Annotated in this window: 12 protein-coding genes; 7 read left to right on the forward strand and 5 right to left on the reverse strand. The window is 69.8% G+C overall.

The window, feature by feature from the left end; translation table 11 throughout:
* Positions 1 to 58 precede the first annotated feature (58 nt).
* Positions 59 to 1465, forward strand: a complete 1407-nt coding sequence (locus tag BY998_RS09265; RefSeq protein ID WP_110351345.1) for a PLP-dependent aminotransferase family protein — start codon at positions 59 to 61, stop codon at positions 1463 to 1465.
* A 74-nt stretch (positions 1466 to 1539) separates the two neighbouring features.
* Positions 1540 to 3837, forward strand: coding sequence for a hypothetical protein (locus tag BY998_RS09270; protein ID WP_110351346.1), 2298 nt, complete (start codon positions 1540 to 1542; stop codon positions 3835 to 3837).
* 152 nt (positions 3838 to 3989) lie between these two features.
* Here BY998_RS09270 and thrS read toward each other — a convergent pair whose 3' ends face one another.
* The 4 genes from thrS to BY998_RS09290 all read right to left on the reverse strand — a co-directional run bounded on the left by thrS (position 3990) and on the right by BY998_RS09290 (position 9205).
* The gene (gene thrS / locus BY998_RS09275) at positions 3990 to 6017 is read right to left on the reverse strand and encodes a threonine--tRNA ligase (protein ID WP_110351347.1); all 2028 of its coding nucleotides are present in this window, start codon (positions 6015 to 6017) and stop codon (positions 3990 to 3992) included.
* Between the two features lie 113 nt (positions 6018 to 6130).
* A complete protein-coding gene (locus tag BY998_RS09280; protein ID WP_110351348.1) occupies positions 6131 to 6892 on the reverse strand; it encodes a hypothetical protein in 762 nt (253 codons plus the stop codon).
* Complete coding sequence (locus BY998_RS09285; protein WP_245421540.1) at positions 6889 to 7809, reverse strand: ROK family protein; 921 nt, start codon at positions 7807 to 7809, stop codon at positions 6889 to 6891. The genes BY998_RS09280 and BY998_RS09285 overlap by 4 nt, the downstream gene beginning before the upstream one ends.
* Before the next feature lie 7 nt (positions 7810 to 7816).
* Positions 7817 to 9205, reverse strand: a complete 1389-nt coding sequence (locus tag BY998_RS09290; protein ID WP_110351349.1) for a dicarboxylate/amino acid:cation symporter — start codon at positions 9203 to 9205, stop codon at positions 7817 to 7819.
* Between the two features lie 525 nt (positions 9206 to 9730).
* On the opposite strand from BY998_RS09290, the gene ileS reads away from it, so the two are divergent.
* From ileS to BY998_RS09315, 5 genes are all read left to right on the forward strand, one after another.
* Positions 9731 to 12712: an isoleucine--tRNA ligase gene (ileS, locus tag BY998_RS09295; RefSeq protein ID WP_110351350.1), complete on the forward strand. Its 2982-nt coding sequence runs from the start codon at positions 9731 to 9733 to the stop codon at positions 12710 to 12712.
* On the forward strand, positions 12709 to 13224 hold the full coding sequence (gene lspA / locus BY998_RS09300; protein WP_110351351.1) for a signal peptidase II: 516 nt from the start codon (positions 12709 to 12711) through the stop codon (positions 13222 to 13224). Before ileS ends, lspA begins: the two co-directional genes overlap by 4 nt.
* Before the next feature lie 140 nt (positions 13225 to 13364).
* Positions 13365 to 14054, forward strand: coding sequence for a hypothetical protein (locus BY998_RS09305; protein ID WP_110351352.1), 690 nt, complete (start codon positions 13365 to 13367; stop codon positions 14052 to 14054).
* Between the two features lie 194 nt (positions 14055 to 14248).
* Positions 14249 to 15628: a pitrilysin family protein gene (locus BY998_RS09310; protein ID WP_110351353.1), complete on the forward strand. Its 1380-nt coding sequence runs from the start codon at positions 14249 to 14251 to the stop codon at positions 15626 to 15628.
* A 64-nt stretch (positions 15629 to 15692) separates the two neighbouring features.
* Positions 15693 to 16970, forward strand: a complete 1278-nt coding sequence (locus tag BY998_RS09315) for a pitrilysin family protein (RefSeq protein ID WP_110351354.1) — start codon at positions 15693 to 15695, stop codon at positions 16968 to 16970.
* Between the two features lie 338 nt (positions 16971 to 17308).
* Here the strand turns inward: BY998_RS09315 and BY998_RS09320 are convergent, their stop codons facing one another.
* Positions 17309 to 18076 (reverse strand): Bax inhibitor-1/YccA family protein, encoded by a 768-nt coding sequence (locus BY998_RS09320; RefSeq protein ID WP_110351355.1) that lies wholly within the window; start codon positions 18074 to 18076, stop codon positions 17309 to 17311.
* Positions 18077 to 18084 lie beyond the last annotated feature (8 nt).

Genomic DNA, 18084 nt, shown 5'->3' on the forward strand with positions numbered 1-18084 from the left:
CGGTACGATTTCAACGAACTGTCCGGAACGACCATCCGTACAGTTCGGAGGAGCCGTCATGACGGACGCGCTGATCGAAGCGGCACCGAGACCGGCCCTCTCACGGGTCGAGACGGTGATGCGCGCCATCGAGGCCCGCATCGAGGGCCGGGCGCTCGGCCCCGGCGCGAGGCTCCCCTCGGTGCGCGGGCTCGCCGAGAGCCTGCAGGTCTCGAAATCGACGGTGGTCGAGGCCTATGACCGGTTGGCGGCGCGCGGCGCCATCGTCTCCCGCCCGGGCTCGGGCTTCTTCGTCTCGGCCCGCCCGGAGCCGCTCAGCCTCGCCGCCATCGGCCCGCGGCTCGACCGGGCGGTCGATCCGGTCTGGATCACCCGCCAGTCGCTGGAGGCGCGCCCCGATTCGCTGCGGCCGGGCTGCGGCTGGCTTCCGCCGGGCTGGCTGCCGGAGGAGGATCTGCGGCGCGCCCTGCGCCACGTCGCCCGCCAGAGCGACGCCGTGATGTTCTACGACACGCCGCAGGGGCTGGCGCCGCTGCGCCAGCACCTCGCCCTGCGCCTGACCGAGCGCGGCATCCGCGCCCATCCCGATCAGCTCGTGCTGACCGACTCGGTCACCCACGCCCTCGATCTCATCATCCGCTTCCTCGCCGAGCCCGGCGACACGGTGCTTCTGGACGATCCCTGCTACTTCTCGTTCCAGGCGCTCGCCCGTGCCCACCGCCTGCGCATGGTCGGAGTGCCCTTCGGGCCCGTGGGGCCGGACCTCGCCGCCTTCGAGCAGGCGCTGATCGAGCACCGTCCCCGCTTCTACATCACCAATTCCGGCCTCCAGAACCCGACGGGCGCCTCCTTGAGCCCGGTCACCGTCCACCGCATCCTGCGGCTCGCCGAGATGCACGGCACGCTCATCGTCGAGGACGACGCCTACGCCGATTTCGAGGCGGAGCCCGGCCCGCGGCTGGCCGGCTTCGACGGGCTCGACCGGGTGATCCATGTCGGCGGCTTCTCGAAGACGCTCTCCACCGGAGCCCGGGTCGGCGTGATCGCGCTCCGGGCCGACTGGGTCGAGCGCCTCGTCGATCTCAAGCTCGCGGTCTCGCTGAGCGACAACCACCTCACCGCCGCCACCGTCCACCGTTTCCTCGCCGAGGGCAGTTACCGCCATCATCTCGACGCCCTGCGCAGCCGGCTGGCCGAGGCGCGCGGCACAGTGGTGCGCCGTCTCGAGGAGGCCGGCCTGAGCGTCCCCTTCGTACCGACCGGCGGCATGTTCCTCTGGGCACGGCTCCCGGACGGCCTCGACGCGGCCGACGTCTCGCGCCGGGCGCTGGCCCGCGGCGTGGTGCTGGCCCCCGGCAACGTCTTCTCCCTCGGCCAGGGCGCAGCCGATTACATGCGCTTCAACGTGGCCCAATGCGCCGACCCGCGGGTCTTCTCGGAATTGTCGCGGGCGATGGAGGGGTGAGCCGGGCCGAAGGCAACCCTTAAATCTTTGCCGGTATGCGAGATCCTCAGGACGATTTGAGGGGATTTCGGGCGATGGCACTCGTCGAGGCGTCGCGGCGGCAGGCGGCATCCTCCCTGGCGGCACGGGCCGCCTCCCGCGTCGGGCTCGTCGGCCTGTTCTCCGGAACCCTCGTCCTCGCAGCCCTGCTGCTGTTCGGCCTGCAGCCGATGTTCACCAAGCGCGTGCTGCCGATCCTCGGCGGCTCGCCCGCGGTGTGGTCGGTGGCGATGGTGGTGTTTCAGACGCTGCTCCTGGCCGGCTACGCCTATGCCCACCTGCTGACGCGCCGGCTGCAGCCGCGGGCGGCGCTCGCGACCCACGTCCTCGTCCTGCTCGCCGGCTTCGTCTTCCTGCCCGTGGCGGTGGCCAAGGGTTTCGGCGCGCCGCCCGCGGAGGGCGAAGCCCTCTGGCTGATCGGCCTGTTCCTCGCCTCGATCGGCCTGCCGTTCTTCGCGCTCTCGGCGAGCGCCCCCCTCCTCCAGGCGTGGTTCGCCCGCTCGGGCCACGCGCAGAGCGCCGACCCCTACTTCCTCTACCGCGCCTCGAATGCCGGCTCTTTCGCCGCCCTGCTGGCCTACCCGCTGCTGGTCGAGCCGCTGCTCGGCCTCGACGCGCAGGCGCGGCTCTGGTCCTTCGGCTACGCCGCGCTGACCTGCGCGGTCGTCGCCTGCGGCCTGCGCCTGCGGAACGGGGCACCCGCCGGGATCGCCGCCGCAGCCGCCGGGGACGAAGCCGACCGGCCGGTCGGCCTCAAGCGCCGCCTCGCCTGGATCGGCCTGTCAGCGGTGCCCTCGGGCCTGCTCGTCGCGGTCACCGCGCACATCTCCACCGATGTGGCGGCGATCCCTCTGATCTGGGTCGTGCCGCTCGCGCTCTACCTCGTCAGCTTCATCCTCGCCTTCCGGCCGGCACGATCGGAGACGGCGGGTTCGGGCAAAGTGCTCGGTGCCGTGCAGGTCGCCGGAACGGTGGCCGCGTTCGTCGCGCTGCTGGTGAGGCAGACGCCGCTCCTGCTCGATCTCGGCGTGACGCTGGGCCTGCTCTTCGTCAACGCGCTGATCGCCCACCGCGCCGTCTACGCCCTGCGCCCTCCGGCGGCGCGTCTCACCGAGTTCTATCTCTACACCTCGCTCGGCGGCGTGGTCGGCGGCATCTTCGCCGCCCTGGTGGCTCCGCAGATCTTCTCCGACATCACCGAGTATCCGCTCCTGCTTGCCGCCGCGCTGATCTGCCGGCCGGGCGTCTGGACCGGCGGCTGGTCCCGCTTCGCGGTCGAGGCACGGCGCTCGCTCTTCCTGCTGGGCGCCACGGCCGCCATCGCGCTCGCCGTCGCCCTGTACCGCGGGCCGCAAGTCGGGGTCGGCATGCTGCTGGTCGGCCTGACGCTGAGCCTCGCCGCGAACTGGCGCAGCCCGACCCGGGCGGGCCTCGTCGGCATCCTCGTCGGCATCGCGAGCCTCCTGCCGGGGACGATCCTGCCCGGGAGCGACACGCACCGCAGCTTCTTCGGCCTCCACCGCATCCAAAACTCGAATGACGGGCGCTTCCGCCTCCTCTCGCACGGCACGACCATCCATGGCGCCATGCGCCTGCGCGAGGATGACGGCACGCCGAGCACGGGCCGGCCGGAGCCGACCACCTACTACGCGCCCGGCACGCCGCTCGCCGACGTGTTCGAGGTGAGCCGCCGCGCCACCGGCCCCATCCCCGCGGTCTCGATCGTCGGCCTCGGCGCCGGCAGCCTCGCCTGCTACGCGCAGGCCGGCCAAGCCTGGACCTTCTACGAGATCGATCCCGTGGTGATCCGGCTCGCGCGGGACCCGGACCGATTCCGATTCCTGTCCGAGTGCGCGCCCGAGGCCCGCATCGTGCAGGGCGATGCCCGCCTGACTCTGGCCGGCCGTCAGGACGCGGCGCGGGTGCTCGTCATCGATGCGTTCTCGTCCGACTCGATCCCGATGCACCTGCTCACCCGAGAGGGACTAGGGGTCGAGCTCGCCCATCTCGATGGACACGGCGTACTGGCCCTGCACATCAGCAACCGCGATTTCGAGCTGAGGCACGTGCTCGCCCGCGTCGCGGCCGAGCACGGCCTGACGCTGCTCCACCGCACCGACCTGCCGACGGAGGCCGCAGCGAAGAACATGCTCTCCGCCTCGCAGGTGGTCATCCTCAGCCGAGACGCGGCCGTGCTCCGGGAGGCGCAGGCCCTCGGCTGGCGCCCGGCGGCGGCCGACCTGTCGCGCCGGCCCTGGAGCGACGACTACGCCAACGCGCTCGAAGCGATGCGCGACCGCTGGTTTCCGCCCGACGAAGCCAGGGCCCCGTAGGACGGCCTCGAAGGAGGCACGGTCGGGTGGAACGTCCGCCCTCGGCCGCGCATGCCGCCGGATATCTCGTGAGTGCGCCGTGCGTGTCAGGCGACAGGCACGGTGCCAGTCAGCGGCGAGGGGGCCACCGATGCGGTGGCCGCCTCAACTCCTTACGGCGCCGGAAGCTCGACATGGTGCCCGTCGAGCACCGCGTCGGTGCTCGGGAGGCTCTCGGCCGCGGCGTCCGCCCTGCGGCGGTCCGGGGAGGTCGCCTCTTCGACGAAGGCCGCGAGTGCCGCGTCGAGCGCCATCGTGGTGGTCTTCTGACTTCCCATCCGGCGCACCGAGACCGTGCGCTCCTCCGCCTCGCGGCGGCCGAGCGCCAGCAGCACCGGCACCTTGGCCAGCGAGTGCTCGCGAACCTTGTAGTTGATCTTCTCGTTGCGGAGGTCGGCCTCGACCCGGAGCCCGGCGCGCTCCAGGACGCGGACCACCTCGCGGGCGTAAGGGTCGGCGTCGCTGGTGATGGTGGCCACCACCACCTGCACCGGCGCGAGCCAGAGCGGGAAGTGGCCGGCGAAATGCTCGATCAGGATGCCGGTGAAGCGCTCCATCGAGCCGCAGATGGCGCGGTGGATCATCACCGGCGGCTTCTTCTGGCTGTCGGCATCGATGTAGCTCGCGTCGAACCGCTCCGGCAGGTTGAAGTCCACCTGCGTCGTCCCGCACTGCCAGTCGCGGCCGATGGCGTCGCGCAGCACGTACTCGAATTTCGGCCCGTAGAACGCACCCTCGCCGGGATTGACCGCGGTCTTGATCCGCCCGCCGGACTGCTCCTCGATCTGCGCCAGCACCCGCGTCATCACCGCTTCGGCGTGATCCCAGAGGGCATCGGAGCCGACGCGCTTCTCGGGCCGCGTCGAGAGCTTCACCAGGATCTGATCGAAGCCGAAATCGGCATAGGTCGAGAGGATCAGGTCGTTGATCTTCAGGCACTCGGCAGCGAGCTGGTCCTCGGTGCAGAAGATGTGCGCGTCGTCCTGGGTGAAGCCGCGCACCCGCATCAGGCCGTGCATCGCGCCGGACGGTTCGTAGCGGTGGACCACGCCGAACTCGGCCATGCGAAGCGGCAGGTCGCGATACGACTTCAGCCCGTGCTTGAATATCTGCACGTGGCCGGGGCAGTTCATCGGCTTCAAGGCGAACCAGCGCTTGTCCTCGGCCTCCTCGCCGGCGGATTGGGCCGCGAACATGTTCTCGCGGTACCAGCCCCAGTGGCCGGAGGTCTCCCACAGCGACTTGTCGAGGATCTGCGGCGCGTTCACCTCGGCGTAATCGCCCTTCAGGCGGCGGCGCATATAGGCGATCAGCTCCTGGAAGATCGTCCAGCCCTTGGCGTGCCAGAACACGACGCCCGGCCCCTCCTCCTGGAAGTGGAAGAGGTCCATCTCCTTGCCCAGGCGCCGGTGGTCGCGGCGCTCGGCCTCCTCCAGCCGGTGCAGGTAGGCGTCGAGATCTCCCTGAGAGGCCCAGGCCGTGCCGTAGATGCGCGTCAGCATCGGGTTGTTGGAATCACCCCGCCAATAGGCGCCTGCGACCTTCATCAGCTTGAAGGCCGCGCCGACCTTGCCCGTCGAGGTCATGTGCGGGCCGCGGCAGAGATCGAACCACTCGCCCTGGCGGTAGATCTTCAGATCCTCGCCGGCTGGGATCGCATCGACCAATTCGACCTTGTAGCTCTCGCCCTTCTCGGCGAAGAGCGCCTTCACGTCGTCGCGCTTCCAGACTTCCTTGCTGAAGGGCGCGTCGCGCGAGATGATCTCGCGCATCTTCGCCTCGATCTTCGGGAAGTCCTCGGGCGTGAACGGCTCGTCCTTGGCGAAGTCGTAGTAGAAGCCGTTCTCGATGACGGGGCCGATCGTCACCTGCGTGCCGGGCCAGAGCGCCTGCACGGCTTCCGCCAGGACGTGCGCGCAGTCGTGGCGGATCAGTTCGAGGGCGCGCGGATCGTCGCGCGAGATGAACTCGATCGCCGCATCCCGCTCGATCGTGTCGTCGAGGTCGCAGACCGTGCCGTCGAGCGCCATGGCGACCGTGCGCTTGGCGAGCGACTTGGCGATGCCCTCCACCACGGTCCGGCCGGTCACCGCGGCGTCGAACGCGCGGGTGTTGCCGTCGGGGAAGGTCAGGATGGGCATGATGGGACCGTGTTTTTCGTAAGCCGCGTCCCGCGGAAAGGGGACGGCGGGTTTTCGGGAGGCGAGCGGGTGAAGTCAATGCTGACCGACTTATCCCGAGATGGCCGCGGCCCTCAGAGGTCGTCCGGCCCCCAACCGAGGCGGGTCGATATGGTCCGCGCCTCGGCGTCGTCGACGAACAGCACCAGTCCCGCACCGCCATCGGCGGCGATCCGGAACCGCCGCGTTTCGCCCGCCGGCCGGCACGCATCGAGCCGTTCGAGCAGGCTCCAATCGAAGTTCTTGTCGGCCGGGAAGGTGATGGGCGCAATCGCCGGCTGCGTCTCGAACGCGACGCGGAAGCCGTGCCCGTAGGGGCCGAGTCCCGGCACGCGGGAGACGGTGATGCCGCGGCCGGTCCAGACCCCGGCGAGAGCGATCAGCCGGGCGAACAGCGCGCGATAGGTGTCTTCGTCGGCGCCGTCGTAGCAGTGATCGACGAAGATCGCCGCGTTGGCGAATTCGTCCTCGATCTCGTCGGCGAGGGCGCGATAGCTCCACAGGATGTCGATCGACAGCGCGTCCGAGCCGTGCTCGGTCAGCGGCAGGGTCTCGTTAGCGTCGCCCACGGCGAATTCGGGATGCACCGCCATCGCTCGCGCCACCGCGCGCCGGTCCATCCCCTCGTAGTGGGGGCCGAGCCGGAGGCCGGCCGCGATCAAGCCGCTCAGGGCCGCCTCGACGGCATCGATCTCCGCTTCGCTGCGCCGTCGCGGCGGCTGCGGTTCCGGCTCCCAGGCCGGCAGGGGCGGCGGCGGCGGACTTGGCTCCCAGGCCGGCGGGGACGGTGGGGACGGGCGTTCCTGCCCGAACACGCGGCGGAGCCAACCGATCATTCCGTATCCTCCCAGAGCCACGCCGCCCCGCGCACGCCGGAGGCGTCGCCGTGGAGGCTTGCCCGCACCGGCGTGTCGAAGGCGTCGGAGAAGACGTGAGGCGTGATCGCCTCTGGCAGGGCGGCGACGATGCTCTCGATCCGCGAGAGGCCGCCGCCGAGCACGATCACGTCGGGGTCGAGGATGTTGACCACGTGGGCGATGCCCCGCCCCAGACGGTCGAGATAGCGCGCGAGGCTGGCGCGCGCACGCGCCTCGCCCGAGAGCGCGGCGGCGACGATCGCCTCACCCTTCCACGTCTCGCCGGTGCTGCGATGGAAATCGGCGGCGAGGCCGGGACCGGAGAGCCAGGTCTCGATGCAGCCGTGGCGTCCGCAATAGCAGGCCGGGCCCGGCCGCTCGTCGTCCTGCGGCCAGGGAAGCGGATTGTGCCCCCATTCCCCGGCGATGGCGTTGCGCCCCGCAAGCGCCCGGCCCTCGACCGCGATGCCGGAGCCGACGCCCGTGCCCAGGATCACCGCCCAGACGATCCCGGCGCCCGCCCCCGCCCCGTCGACCGCTTCCGAAACGGCGAGGCAGTTGGCGTCGTTCTCGACTCGGACCGGCCGGTTCAGGCGGGCCGAGAGATCCCGCGCGAAGGGCTTGCCGTTGAGCCAGACGGAGTTGGCGTTCTTGATCAGGCCGGTGGCGCGGGAGACCGCCCCCGGCATGCCGACGCCGACGCTCGCGCCGCCCGTGCCGGCCTCCGCCTCCAGGGCGGCGACCAGATCGGCGACCGCAGCGAGCGTGCCGCCGTAATCGCCCCGCGGCGTCGGCACACGCCCTTCCGCGCGGGTCGCCCCCTCCGAATCGAGCGCGACCCCGGCGATCTTGGTGCCGCCGAGGTCGATCCCGATCCGCAGCCTTTCGAGAGCCAAGGCTGGCTTACTGCGCTGCTACGGCCTTCGGGGCGGTGGGGGGCACATCTTCGCCCGGGCCTTCCGGCGCCTCGTCCGAGATATCGGTGCCGATGGCGATGGGATGCGCCATCACTTCGGCGAGCTTGGTCTTGTCCAGTTCGCCCTCCCAGCGGGAGACGACGATGGTGGCCACACCGTTGCCGATCAGGTTGGTCAGGGCGCGGCACTCCGACATGAACTTGTCGACCCCGAGCACCAGGGTCATCGCCGCCACCGGCACCGGGTTGCCGGGGATCGCCGCCAGCGTCGCGGCCAGCGTGATGAAGCCGGCGCCCGTGACGCCCGAGGCCCCCTTCGAGGTCAGCATCGCGACGAGGAAGATCGTCGCGTACTGCCCGACCGTGAGGTCGGCGCCCACCGCCTGCGCCAGGAACAGGGTGGTCAGCGTCATGTAGATGTTGGTGCCGTCGAGGTTGAACGAGTAGCCCGTCGGGATCACGAGGCCGACGACCGAATCCGAGGCGCCGAGCCGCTTCATCTTGGTCATCATGTGCGGCAGCACGGTCTCGGAGGAGGAGGTGCCGAGCACGATCAGGAGTTCGTCCTTGATGTAGGCAAGGAACTTGATGATCGAGAAGCCGGCGAACGCCGCGATGCCGCCGAGCACGACGAAGATGAACAGCAGCGAGGTGGTGTAGAAGGTGCCGACCAGCCAAGCGAGGTCGATGACCTTGCCGATGCCGTACTGGCCCACCGTGAAGGCCATGGCGCCGAAGGCACCGATGGGGGCGAGCTTCACCACGAGGCCGATGATGCGGAAGAAGACCTGACCGGCCGCGTCGATGCCGCGGGTGATGCCGGCCCCCTTCTCGCCCATGCCGGTGAGCACGACGCCGGTGAGCACCGAGATCAGCAGGACCTGAAGTAGGTCGCCGGTGGCGAAGGCGTCGAAGAAGCTCTTGGGGATGATCGCCAGGAGGTGCGCGACCGTCGAATCCGCCGCCGCCTTGCTGGCATAACCCTCGACCGCCTTGGCATCGAGCTTCGACACGTCGGCGCCGAAGCCCGCGCCCGGCTGGATCACCTCGCCGACGATGATGCCGATGAGGAGCGCGAGGGAGGAGACGACTTCGAAATAGATCAGGGCCTTGAGGCCGACGCGGCCAACCTTCTTCAGGTCGCCGATCGAGGCGATGCCGTGCACGATGGTGCAGAAGATGATCGGCGCGATCAGCATCTTGATCAGCGCGATGAAGCCGTCACCGAGCCACTTGAGCGCCTTGCCCCATTCCGGCTGAAGCCAGCCCAGCAGCACACCGAGCACGATGGCGATCAGAACCTGGATGTAGAGCACCCGGTACCAGGGGACGTGCGCGCCGTGCGGGCCCGCATCATGCGTTGCGGAATGGGCCATGTTTCCTCACCGATACCGTGTCGCGCAGCCTCGCCCGGGCGGCTTCTGGCGGACGCTAGTCTCTTTGATTTCTGTGCTCAATCGCACACCGGTAGTCGGCGCGGCGTTTGTAACCAATGACGCCTCTGCGGCACCGCACGACCCTGCTGCCCATCGCGGGAGGTGTGTGGGCCGGGCTGATGGCAAGGATGCAGGGCCGGCGCAAGCCTCCAGCGGTTCGATGTCACAGGCATGGGCGCGGATGAAACGGCCGGGTCGGACGTTCAGACCGGCGCGCAAGCGATCGGGAACGTCCCGGGCTGCCCCGGCTCCACACGCCTCCCGACCCTTCGGGTTAGGCCTTCCCCTTGGCCGGGGAGCGCTCTAGAAGCACGGCATGTTCGGCCTCATCCTCAGCGCGACGCGAATTACGGGCCCGGCTTCCGCGTAAGGCGCCGCAACTGCGGCCGCCCCGGATGCCGGGTGAAGTCCTCCGCCCGTCCCTTCCGCCCGTCCCCCGCGACGAGAATCCTGCCGAACCCCGCCATGAGCGACCAGAACGACGCCGCGCCCGCGGCCGCCCGCGACTATTCGCGAACCCTCTTCCTGCCGAAGACCGACTTCCCCATGCGGGCGGGGCTGCCGACCCGCGAGCCGCTGCTGTTGGAGCGCTGGGCGGGGATCGACCTCTACGCAAGGATCCGCGCCGCCGCGAAGGGCCGCCCGCGCTTCGTGCTGCATGACGGCCCGCCCTACGCCAACGGCAACATCCATATCGGCCACGCGCTCAACAAGATCCTGAAGGACGTGGTGGTGCGCTCGCAGGGCGCCCTCGGCCGCGACGCGAACTACGTGCCGGGCTGGGACTGTCACGGCCTGCCGATCGAGTGGAAGATCGAGGAGCAGTACCGCGCCAAGGGCAAGAACAAGGACGAGGTGCCGGTGCTGGAATTCCGCCAGCAATGCCGGGCCTTCGCCGCGGACTGGCTGAACATCCAGCGCGAGGAGTTCAAGCGGCTCGGCGTCACCGGCGACTGGGACCATCCCTACTCGACCATGGCCTACCCGGCCGAGGCGCGCATCGCCGCGGAGCTGATGAAGTTCGCCGCCTCCGGCCAGCTCTACCGCGGCTCGAAGCCGGTGATGTGGTCGGTGGTCGAGAAGACCGCGCTGGCCGAGGCCGAGGTCGAGTACGAGGAGCATGTCAGCGACACGGTGTTCGTGGCCTTCCCGATCCGCGAGGGTGCGCCCGCCGAACTCGCCGGCGCCCGCGTCGTGATCTGGACGACCACGCCCTGGACCCTGCCGGCCAACCGCGCCGTCGCCTATTCGAAGCGGGTCGCCTACGGGCTCTACCGCGTCACGGAAGCGGCCGAGGACAATTGGGCGAAGGTCGGCGACACCTATCTGCTCGCCGACGCGCTCGCCGAGGGCGTGTTCAAGGCGGCCCGCGTCGAGGCCTACGAGCGCGTCGCCGACGTTCCAGCGGCGGCCCTGGCCGGGCTCACCCTCTCGCATCCGCTCAGCCCCTTCGATCCGGGCTACGGCTTCCCGGTGCCGATGCTCGACGGCGAGCACGTCACCGACGAGGCCGGCACCGGCTTCGTCCACACCGCGCCGAGCCACGGCCGCGAAGACTTCGAGGTCTGGATGGCCAATGGCCGCCGCCTCACGGAAGCCGGCATCGACACCCGCATTCCCTACACCGTGGATGCCGACGGCATGCTGACGGCGGAGGCGCCGGGCTTCACCGGCCGCTTCGTCTTCAACGCGAAGGGCGAGAAGGGCGACGCCAACAAGGCGATCATCGCCGCGCTGACCGAGGTCGGCGCCCTGGTCGCCCGCGGGGTGTTGCGCCACCAGTACCCGCATTCCTGGCGCTCGAAGAAGCCGGTCCTGTTCCGCAACACGCCGCAATGGTTCATCGCCATGGACCGGCCGGTGGATTCGCTCGGAAACCGGACCCTTCGCGAGACGGCGCTCCACGCCATCGAAGAAACGCAGTGGGTTCCGCCACAGGGGAAGAACCGCATCAACGGCATGGTGGCGGGCCGGCCCGACTGGGTGGTCTCGCGCCAGCGCGCCTGGGGCGTGCCGATCACCGTCTTCGTCGAGCGCGAGACCGGCAAGGTCCTGCGCGACGAGGTGGTCAACGCCCGCATCGCGCAGGCCTTCGCCGAAGAGGGCGCCGATGCGTGGTTCGCCGATGGCGCGACCGAACGCTTCCTCGCCCCCGAACACGATCCGGCGCGGTACGAAAGAGTGACGGACGTGCTCGACGTGTGGTTCGATTCCGGCTCGACCCACGCCTTCGTGCTCGATGACCCGGAGGCCTTCCCGGGCCTCGCCGGCATCCGCCGCGCGGTCGATGGCGGACCGGACACGGTGATGTACCTCGAAGGCTCCGACCAGCATCGCGGCTGGTTCCAATCCTCCCTGCTCGAATCCTGCGGCACGCGGGGCTTTGCCCCCTACGACGTGGTGCTCACCCACGGCTTCGTCCTCGACGCCAAGGGGGAGAAGATGTCGAAGTCGCGCGGCAACGTCGTCGCGCCGCAGAACGTCATCAAGGAATCGGGCGCCGACATCCTCCGCCTCTGGGTCGCGGCGGCCGACTATTCGGACGACCTGCGCATCGGGCCGGAGATCGTCAAAACCTTCGCCGAGACCTACCGCAAGCTGCGCAATTCGCTCCGCTGGATGCTGGGCTCGCTCGCCCACCGGGTGCCGGGGGACGACGTGCCGTTCACCGAGATGCCGGAGCTGGAGCGCTTCATTCTGCACCGTCTGGCGCAGCTCGACGGCGAGATCCGCGAGGCCTACACGGCCTTCGACACCAAGCGGATCGTGGCCCTGCTCAACGGCTTCATGACCGGCGACCTCTCGGCCTTCTACTTCGACGTGCGCAAGGACGCGCTCTACTGCGACCCGATCTCCTCGCTGACGCGCCGCGCCGCCCTGCAGGTGATCGACGAAGCCTTCCGCCGGGTGGTGATCTGGCTCGCCCCCGTGCTGGCCTTCACGGCCGAGGAGGCCTGGCTCGACCGCTACCCCTCGGAGGACGGCTCGGTGCATCTCCAGACCCTGCCGGAGACACCCGCCGAATGGCGCGACGACGCGCTCGCGGCCCGCTGGCAGAAGGTCCGCAAGGTGCGCCGGGTCGTGACCGGCGCCCTGGAGATCGAGCGCGCGGCCAAGCGCATCGGCGCGAGCCTGGAGGCGGCCCCGACCGTCTCCGTGTCGGATGCCGAGCTGCTCGGCGCCCTCGACGGCGTCGACTTCGCCGACATCTGCATCACCTCGGCCATCACCGTGCGCGCCGGCGAGGGGCCGGCCGAGGCCTTCCGCCTCGACGACGTGAAGGGCGTGGCGGTGGTGCCGGAGCGCGCCGCGGGCACCAAATGCGCCCGCTCCTGGCGGGTGACGCCCGAGGTCGGCAGCGATCCGGATTATCCCGAGGTGACGCCGCGCGACGCGCGGGCCCTGCGGGAGTGGGATGCGGCGCATCCCGGTGCGGGGGCGGTGTGAGCCCCGCCCGCTCCGGCCTCCTCGCCGCGCTCGCCACCCTGCTGCTCGACCAAGCCTCCAAGCTCTGGCTCTATTTCGGCACCGATCTCGTGATGACGCAGCCCTGGCGGCTGGCGCCCTTCGCGGATTTCGTCGTCGTCTGGAACCGCGGCGTGTCCTACGGCCTGTTCCAGCAGGAGGGCGGGCTCGGGCGCTGGGTCCTCGTCGCCGTCTCCCTCGTCGCCGCAGTCGGGCTGTCCGTCTGGATGGTCCGGGCCGGCTCGCGGCTGCTGGCCGTGGCGCTCGGGCTCATCGTCGGCGGGGCTTTGGGCAACGCCATCGACCGGGCGGCCTACGGCGCGGTGTTCGATTTCGTGCACCTGCATGCCGGGCGCTGGTCCTGGTACGTCTTCAACGTGGCGGATGCGGCCATCGTCGCCGGCGTCGTCGGCCTGATCCTCGACAGCCTGCGCCCGGCCGGTCGGACCCCGCAGACGGAAGCCTCCGGCGACGAGGGCCGTCCCCAGGCTTGAGCGCGCGAGGGGCCCGCCCCGCGTTAAGGCGCCATACCTTCGCCCGAAACCCGGCTCACCTCGGTATCAAAGGGCTCGTCACGCGACTCACACCCGGATCACCGGGGGAAGGGCTGGCCCGAAGCCTTGGGGATATCGGCATGAGCGGGCGACGCAGCTTCACTCGGGCTCTGGGATCGATCCGGGGGCCGGCCCTGTGTGCCGCCCTCCTCGCGGGCTCCGCCGGAGCGGCCCGGGCCGAGGGCGAGTTCATGCGCGATACGCTGAGCAACCTCGGCCTGATCGAGCCGGACCGTCCCGCCATCACCTATCGCGAGCGCGCACCGCTCGCCATGCCGCCCAAGCTCGGCGGCAAGGAAGACCTCACCGCCGGACTGCCCGTGCCCCGCAGCCGGCAGGCCGATCCGGCCTGGCCGAAGGATCCCGAGGTGTTGCAGCGCGAGCGCGCCGCCGTCGAGGCGAAGAAGCCGATCGTGCGCGGGGCCCAGGGGCGCATGAACGACAACAACGAGACCCTCTCGGTCTACGAGATGGATGCCGGCCGCCGCGCCGGCGCGGGCGCCCTCAGCGGGCCGGCCAGCACCCCCGGCGAGGGCGATACCCGCACCTCGACCTGGCTGAACCCGTTCGAACTGCTCAAGGGCAAGTCGGAGACGGTCGAGCCGACCCTGGTCGAGCCGGACCGCGACACGCTCACAGATCCGCCCACCGGCTACCGCAAGGCGCCCGTCAAGGTGGCCAAGCCCCAAGGTGGTCCGGTCGGCGGACCGATCAGCGATCGGGACGAAGCCGATCCGCGTGCCTATATGAGAAATCCGTCGGGCCGCTGAGAGCGTCGATCCCGCCGCGTCCCAGATCTTCCCGACGGGACTGACGATGGGATGAAGCATCGGAACGGTCCGTGACCGTGCGGACACGTCGCGCGGTACGGGATTTGCGCCCGGCACGGTTTCCCGGAACAATGCCGGGACTTTTGGGACGGAAAGCGCGGTGGGCGGAAGAGCCCCCGCATAAGGACAACAGGATGCACCTCTACCGGAAGGCCATCGCGCCCGTAGGACCGCAGCGAGGCCTCAATCACGCCGGCCGCGTGGATGCCGCCCCGTTCGGGCGCTCCGAGGCCGGCGGCCCCGAGGTCTCCGCCTTCGTGCTCGACAACGGCCTCGACGTGGTGGTGGTGCCCGATCATCGCGCGCCCGTGGCCACCCACATGATCTGGTATCGCAACGGCTCCGCCGACGATCCGATCGGTCAGTCCGGCATCGCCCACTTCCTCGAGCACCTGATGTTCAAGGGGACGGAGCGGCACCCGGCCGGTGCCTTCTCGAAGGCGGTCTCGTCGCTGGGCGGCCAGGAGAACGCCTTCACGAGCTTCGACTACACCGCCTATTTCCAGCGGGTCGCGCGCGACCACCTCTCGACGATGATGTCCTTCGAGGCGGACCGCATGAGCGGCCTCGTGCTCGACGACGCCGTGGTGGCGCCCGAGCGCGACGTGGTGCTGGAAGAGCGCCGCATGCGGGTCGAGACCGATCCCTCCGCGCAGCTCTCCGAGGCCATGGCCGCCTCGCTGTTCGTGCACCATCCCTACGGCATCCCGATCATCGGCTGGATGCACGAGATCGAGGAGCTGAACCGCACCCACGCCATCGATTATTACAAGCGCTTCTACACGCCCGAGAACGCGATCCTCGTCGTGGCCGGCGACGTGACGCCCGACGAGGTGCGCCGGCTCGCCGAGGACACCTACGGGAAGGTCGCGCCGCAGGGCGCCCGGCCGCTGCGGGTGCGCCCGCGCGAGCCGGAGCCGCGGGCGATGCGCCGCATCGCGGTGGCCGACCCGAAGGTCGAGCAGCCGACCCTGCAGCGCCTCTACCTGACCCCTTCCTGCATGACCGCCCGCGACGGCGAGAGCCACGCGCTCGAACTGCTCGCCGAGGTGATCGGCGGCGGCGCCACCTCGTTCCTCTACCGCAAGCTGGTGCTGGAGATGGGCGTCGCGGTGAATGCCGGCGCCTGGTATATGGGCTCGGCCATCGACGACACGCGATTTGCCGTCTACGCCGTGCCGGCCGAGGGCGTGACCCTGGAGGCCCTGGAGGAGCACGTCGATCGCGTGCTGCGCCGCGCCCCCGAGGCACTCGACCCGGAGGCGATCGAGCGGGCCAAGACCCGCCTCGTGGCCGAGACGGTCTACTCGTCCGACTCGCAATCCTCGCTCGCCCGCATCTACGGCTCGGCGCTCGCCATTGGCGAGACGGTCGAGGAGGTCACCCGCTGGCCGATCGAGATCGAGGCCGTGACCCGCGACCGGCTCGTGGCGGTCGCCGCCCGCTACCTCGTGCCGGCCCGCTCCGTCACCGGCTACCTGACCAAGCCCCGGGACGCCGACGTCGCCGCCTGACGCTCGATTCTTCGCGCCGCCCGAGGCGGCGCCGTTTGCGAAAAGTCGCTTTGAGGAACTTCCGATGAATCTCGCCGAGACCGGCACCACGAGCTCGCCGACCCAGGCGCTGCCGCTCGCGGCCGCCCCCGGCATCGAGGCTTGGCACGTCGCCTCGCCGGTGGTGCCGATGATCGCGCTCTCCTTCGCCTTCGAGGGCGGCGCGGCGCAGGACGCGGAGGGCAAGGCGGGCACCGCGCAGATGATGGCGCGCCTGCTCGACGAAGGCGCGGGCGCACTCGATTCCGATGCCTTCCAGGAGGCGCTCGCCGCCCGCGCGATCGAGCTGAGCTTCCACACCAGCCCCGATTCCATCGGCGGCTCGCTCAAGACCCTGACCAAGCACGCCGACGAGGCGATCCGCCTGCTCGGCCTCGCGCTGGCCGAGCCGCGCTTCGATCCGCCGGCCATCGAGCGCGTGCGCGCGCAGATGATCGCGAGCCTGCGCTACCAGCAGAACGATCCTGGGGTAATGGCTTCCCGCCGCTACTTCCGCGAAGCCTTCCCCGGCCACGCCTACGGGCGTCCCTCGGCGGGCACGATCGAGACGGTGTCGGCGATCACCCGCGAAGACCTCGTGGCGATGCATCGCGCCCTGATCGGCCGCGGCGGCCTGAAGGTGGCGGCTGTGGGCGCCTTCGAGGAGGAGGCGATCATCGGGATGATCGCGCGGGCCTTCGGCGGCCTGCCCGAGGCGGGGCCGCTGAAGACGGTGCCGCCGACCGCCATCAAGGAGCTCGGCCAGCGCATCGTCGTCGATCTCGACGTGCCGCAATCGGTGATCCGCTTCGGCATGCCGGGCGTAGCCTGGCGCGACCCGGACTTCATCCCGGCCTACGTCCTGAACCACATCCTCGGCGGCGGCGCCTTCACCTCGCGCCTGTTCCAGGAGGTGCGCGAGAAGCGCGGATTGGCGTATTCGGTCGGCACCTCGCTGACCTCGCACCGCGCAGTGGCGATGACCTGGGGCTATACCGCCACCAAGAACGAGCGCGTGGTCGAGGCCCTCGACGTGATCGGCGAGGAAATCCACCGCCTCATCACCGACGGCCCCTCCGACGAGGAGTTGCAGAAGGCCAAGGACTACCTCACCGGCTCCTACGCGCTCGGGTTCGACACCTCGACCAAGATCGCCAACCAGCTGGTGCAGATCGCCTTCGAGGGGCTCGGCATGGACTACATCGCCCGCCGCAACGACCTCGTGGCGAGCGTGTCCCAGGCCGATATCCGGCGGGCCGGAGCGCGGACGCTCGGTGACGGCCGGATGCTGGTGGTCGCCGCAGGGCGCCCGACGGGGCTCTGATCGGATTTTTCCCCGCCGCGCTCCGTACGGATTCGATGTCCGTTCGTTGACCCTGGCGCCCCTATCGTCATCGCGAGCACCAGCGAAGCGATCCAGAGCGCGACCTCTCTCTCCGATGCGGAGCGCTGGATCGCTTCGGCTTCGCCTCGCGACGACGGAGGTTGGTCGAATGTAATGCAGTCGAGCGGAGACGGTCCCAGCGAGCCGGCCTGCAGGAATGCAGTGCCGGCTTTTTCGTGCTTGGCTTCGGGCGTTGGAGCCGAATGCCATCCACGCACGAAAAAGCCCCGACCTTTCGGCCGGGGCTCTTCGGTTTCAGGCCCTTGCAGCTTGGATGCTTAGCGGCGGTCGCCCAGCAGCTGCATCAGGAACTGGAACATGTTGATGAAGTCCAGGTACAGCGTCAGGGCGCCGTTGATGGACATCTTGGCAGCACCCTCGGCGTCGAGGCCGCTGTAGAGGAACATCTCCTTGAGCTTCTGCGTGTCGTAGGCGGTCAGGCCGGCGAAGATCAGCACGCCGAGCACCGAGATCGCGAACTGCAGCGCGGAAGAAGCCAGGAAGAGGTTCACCAGCGACGCGATGATGATGCCGATCAGGCCCATGATCAGGAACGAGCCCATGCCGGACAGGCTACGCTTGGTGGTGTAGCCGTAGAGGCTCAGCGCTCCGAAGGTCGCCGCCGTGATGAAGAACACCCGCACCACGCTGGCGCCCGTGAACACGAGCATCAGCGAGGACATCGAGGCGCCCATCACCGCCGCGAAAGCCCAGAACATCGTGCGCGCGGACGACGCCGACATGCGGTCCATCCGGAACGAGAACACGAAGATGAAGGCCAGCGGCGCCAGCATCAGCACCCACTTGAACGGACTGGCGTACAGGAACTGCCCGGTCGGCGTCAGGAGCGGCCTGGAGCCCTGATAGCCGGCGACGGCGATCGCGTTGAGGCCGAGCGCGACGAGACCCGAGATCCCGAGGCCGACCACCATGTTGTTGTAGACGCCCAGCATGAAGCTGCGCAGGCCCTGGTCGACTTCGACCTGAGAGCCGGCGTACCCCTGCGGCTGGGCGCCGTAGCGGAACGGGCTATTGTCGAATGCCATGAAAGTTT

The organism is Methylobacterium sp. B4 (assembly GCF_003201865.1).
In the GTDB taxonomy this organism is placed as follows: domain Bacteria; phylum Pseudomonadota; class Alphaproteobacteria; order Rhizobiales; family Beijerinckiaceae; genus Methylobacterium.

Excerpts from the sequence above, each read along its gene's own strand:
- BY998_RS09265 (WP_110351345.1), top strand. The coding sequence starts at position 59 with ATGACGGACGCGCTGATCGAAGCGGCACCGAGACCGGCCCTCTCACGG.
- BY998_RS09270 (WP_110351346.1), top strand. The coding sequence starts at position 1,540 with ATGGCACTCGTCGAGGCGTCGCGGCGGCAGGCGGCATCCTCCCTGGCG.
- thrS (WP_110351347.1), bottom strand. The coding sequence starts at position 6,017 with ATGCCCATCCTGACCTTCCCCGACGGCAACACCCGCGCGTTCGACGCC.
- BY998_RS09280 (WP_110351348.1), bottom strand. The coding sequence starts at position 6,892 with ATGATCGGTTGGCTCCGCCGCGTGTTCGGGCAGGAACGCCCGTCCCCA.
- BY998_RS09290 (WP_110351349.1), bottom strand. The coding sequence starts at position 9,205 with ATGGCCCATTCCGCAACGCATGATGCGGGCCCGCACGGCGCGCACGTC.
- ileS (WP_110351350.1), top strand. The coding sequence starts at position 9,731 with ATGAGCGACCAGAACGACGCCGCGCCCGCGGCCGCCCGCGACTATTCG.
- BY998_RS09305 (WP_110351352.1), top strand. The coding sequence starts at position 13,365 with ATGAGCGGGCGACGCAGCTTCACTCGGGCTCTGGGATCGATCCGGGGG.
- BY998_RS09310 (WP_110351353.1), top strand. The coding sequence starts at position 14,249 with ATGCACCTCTACCGGAAGGCCATCGCGCCCGTAGGACCGCAGCGAGGC.
- BY998_RS09315 (WP_110351354.1), top strand. The coding sequence starts at position 15,693 with ATGAATCTCGCCGAGACCGGCACCACGAGCTCGCCGACCCAGGCGCTG.
- BY998_RS09320 (WP_110351355.1), bottom strand. The coding sequence starts at position 18,076 with ATGGCATTCGACAATAGCCCGTTCCGCTACGGCGCCCAGCCGCAGGGG.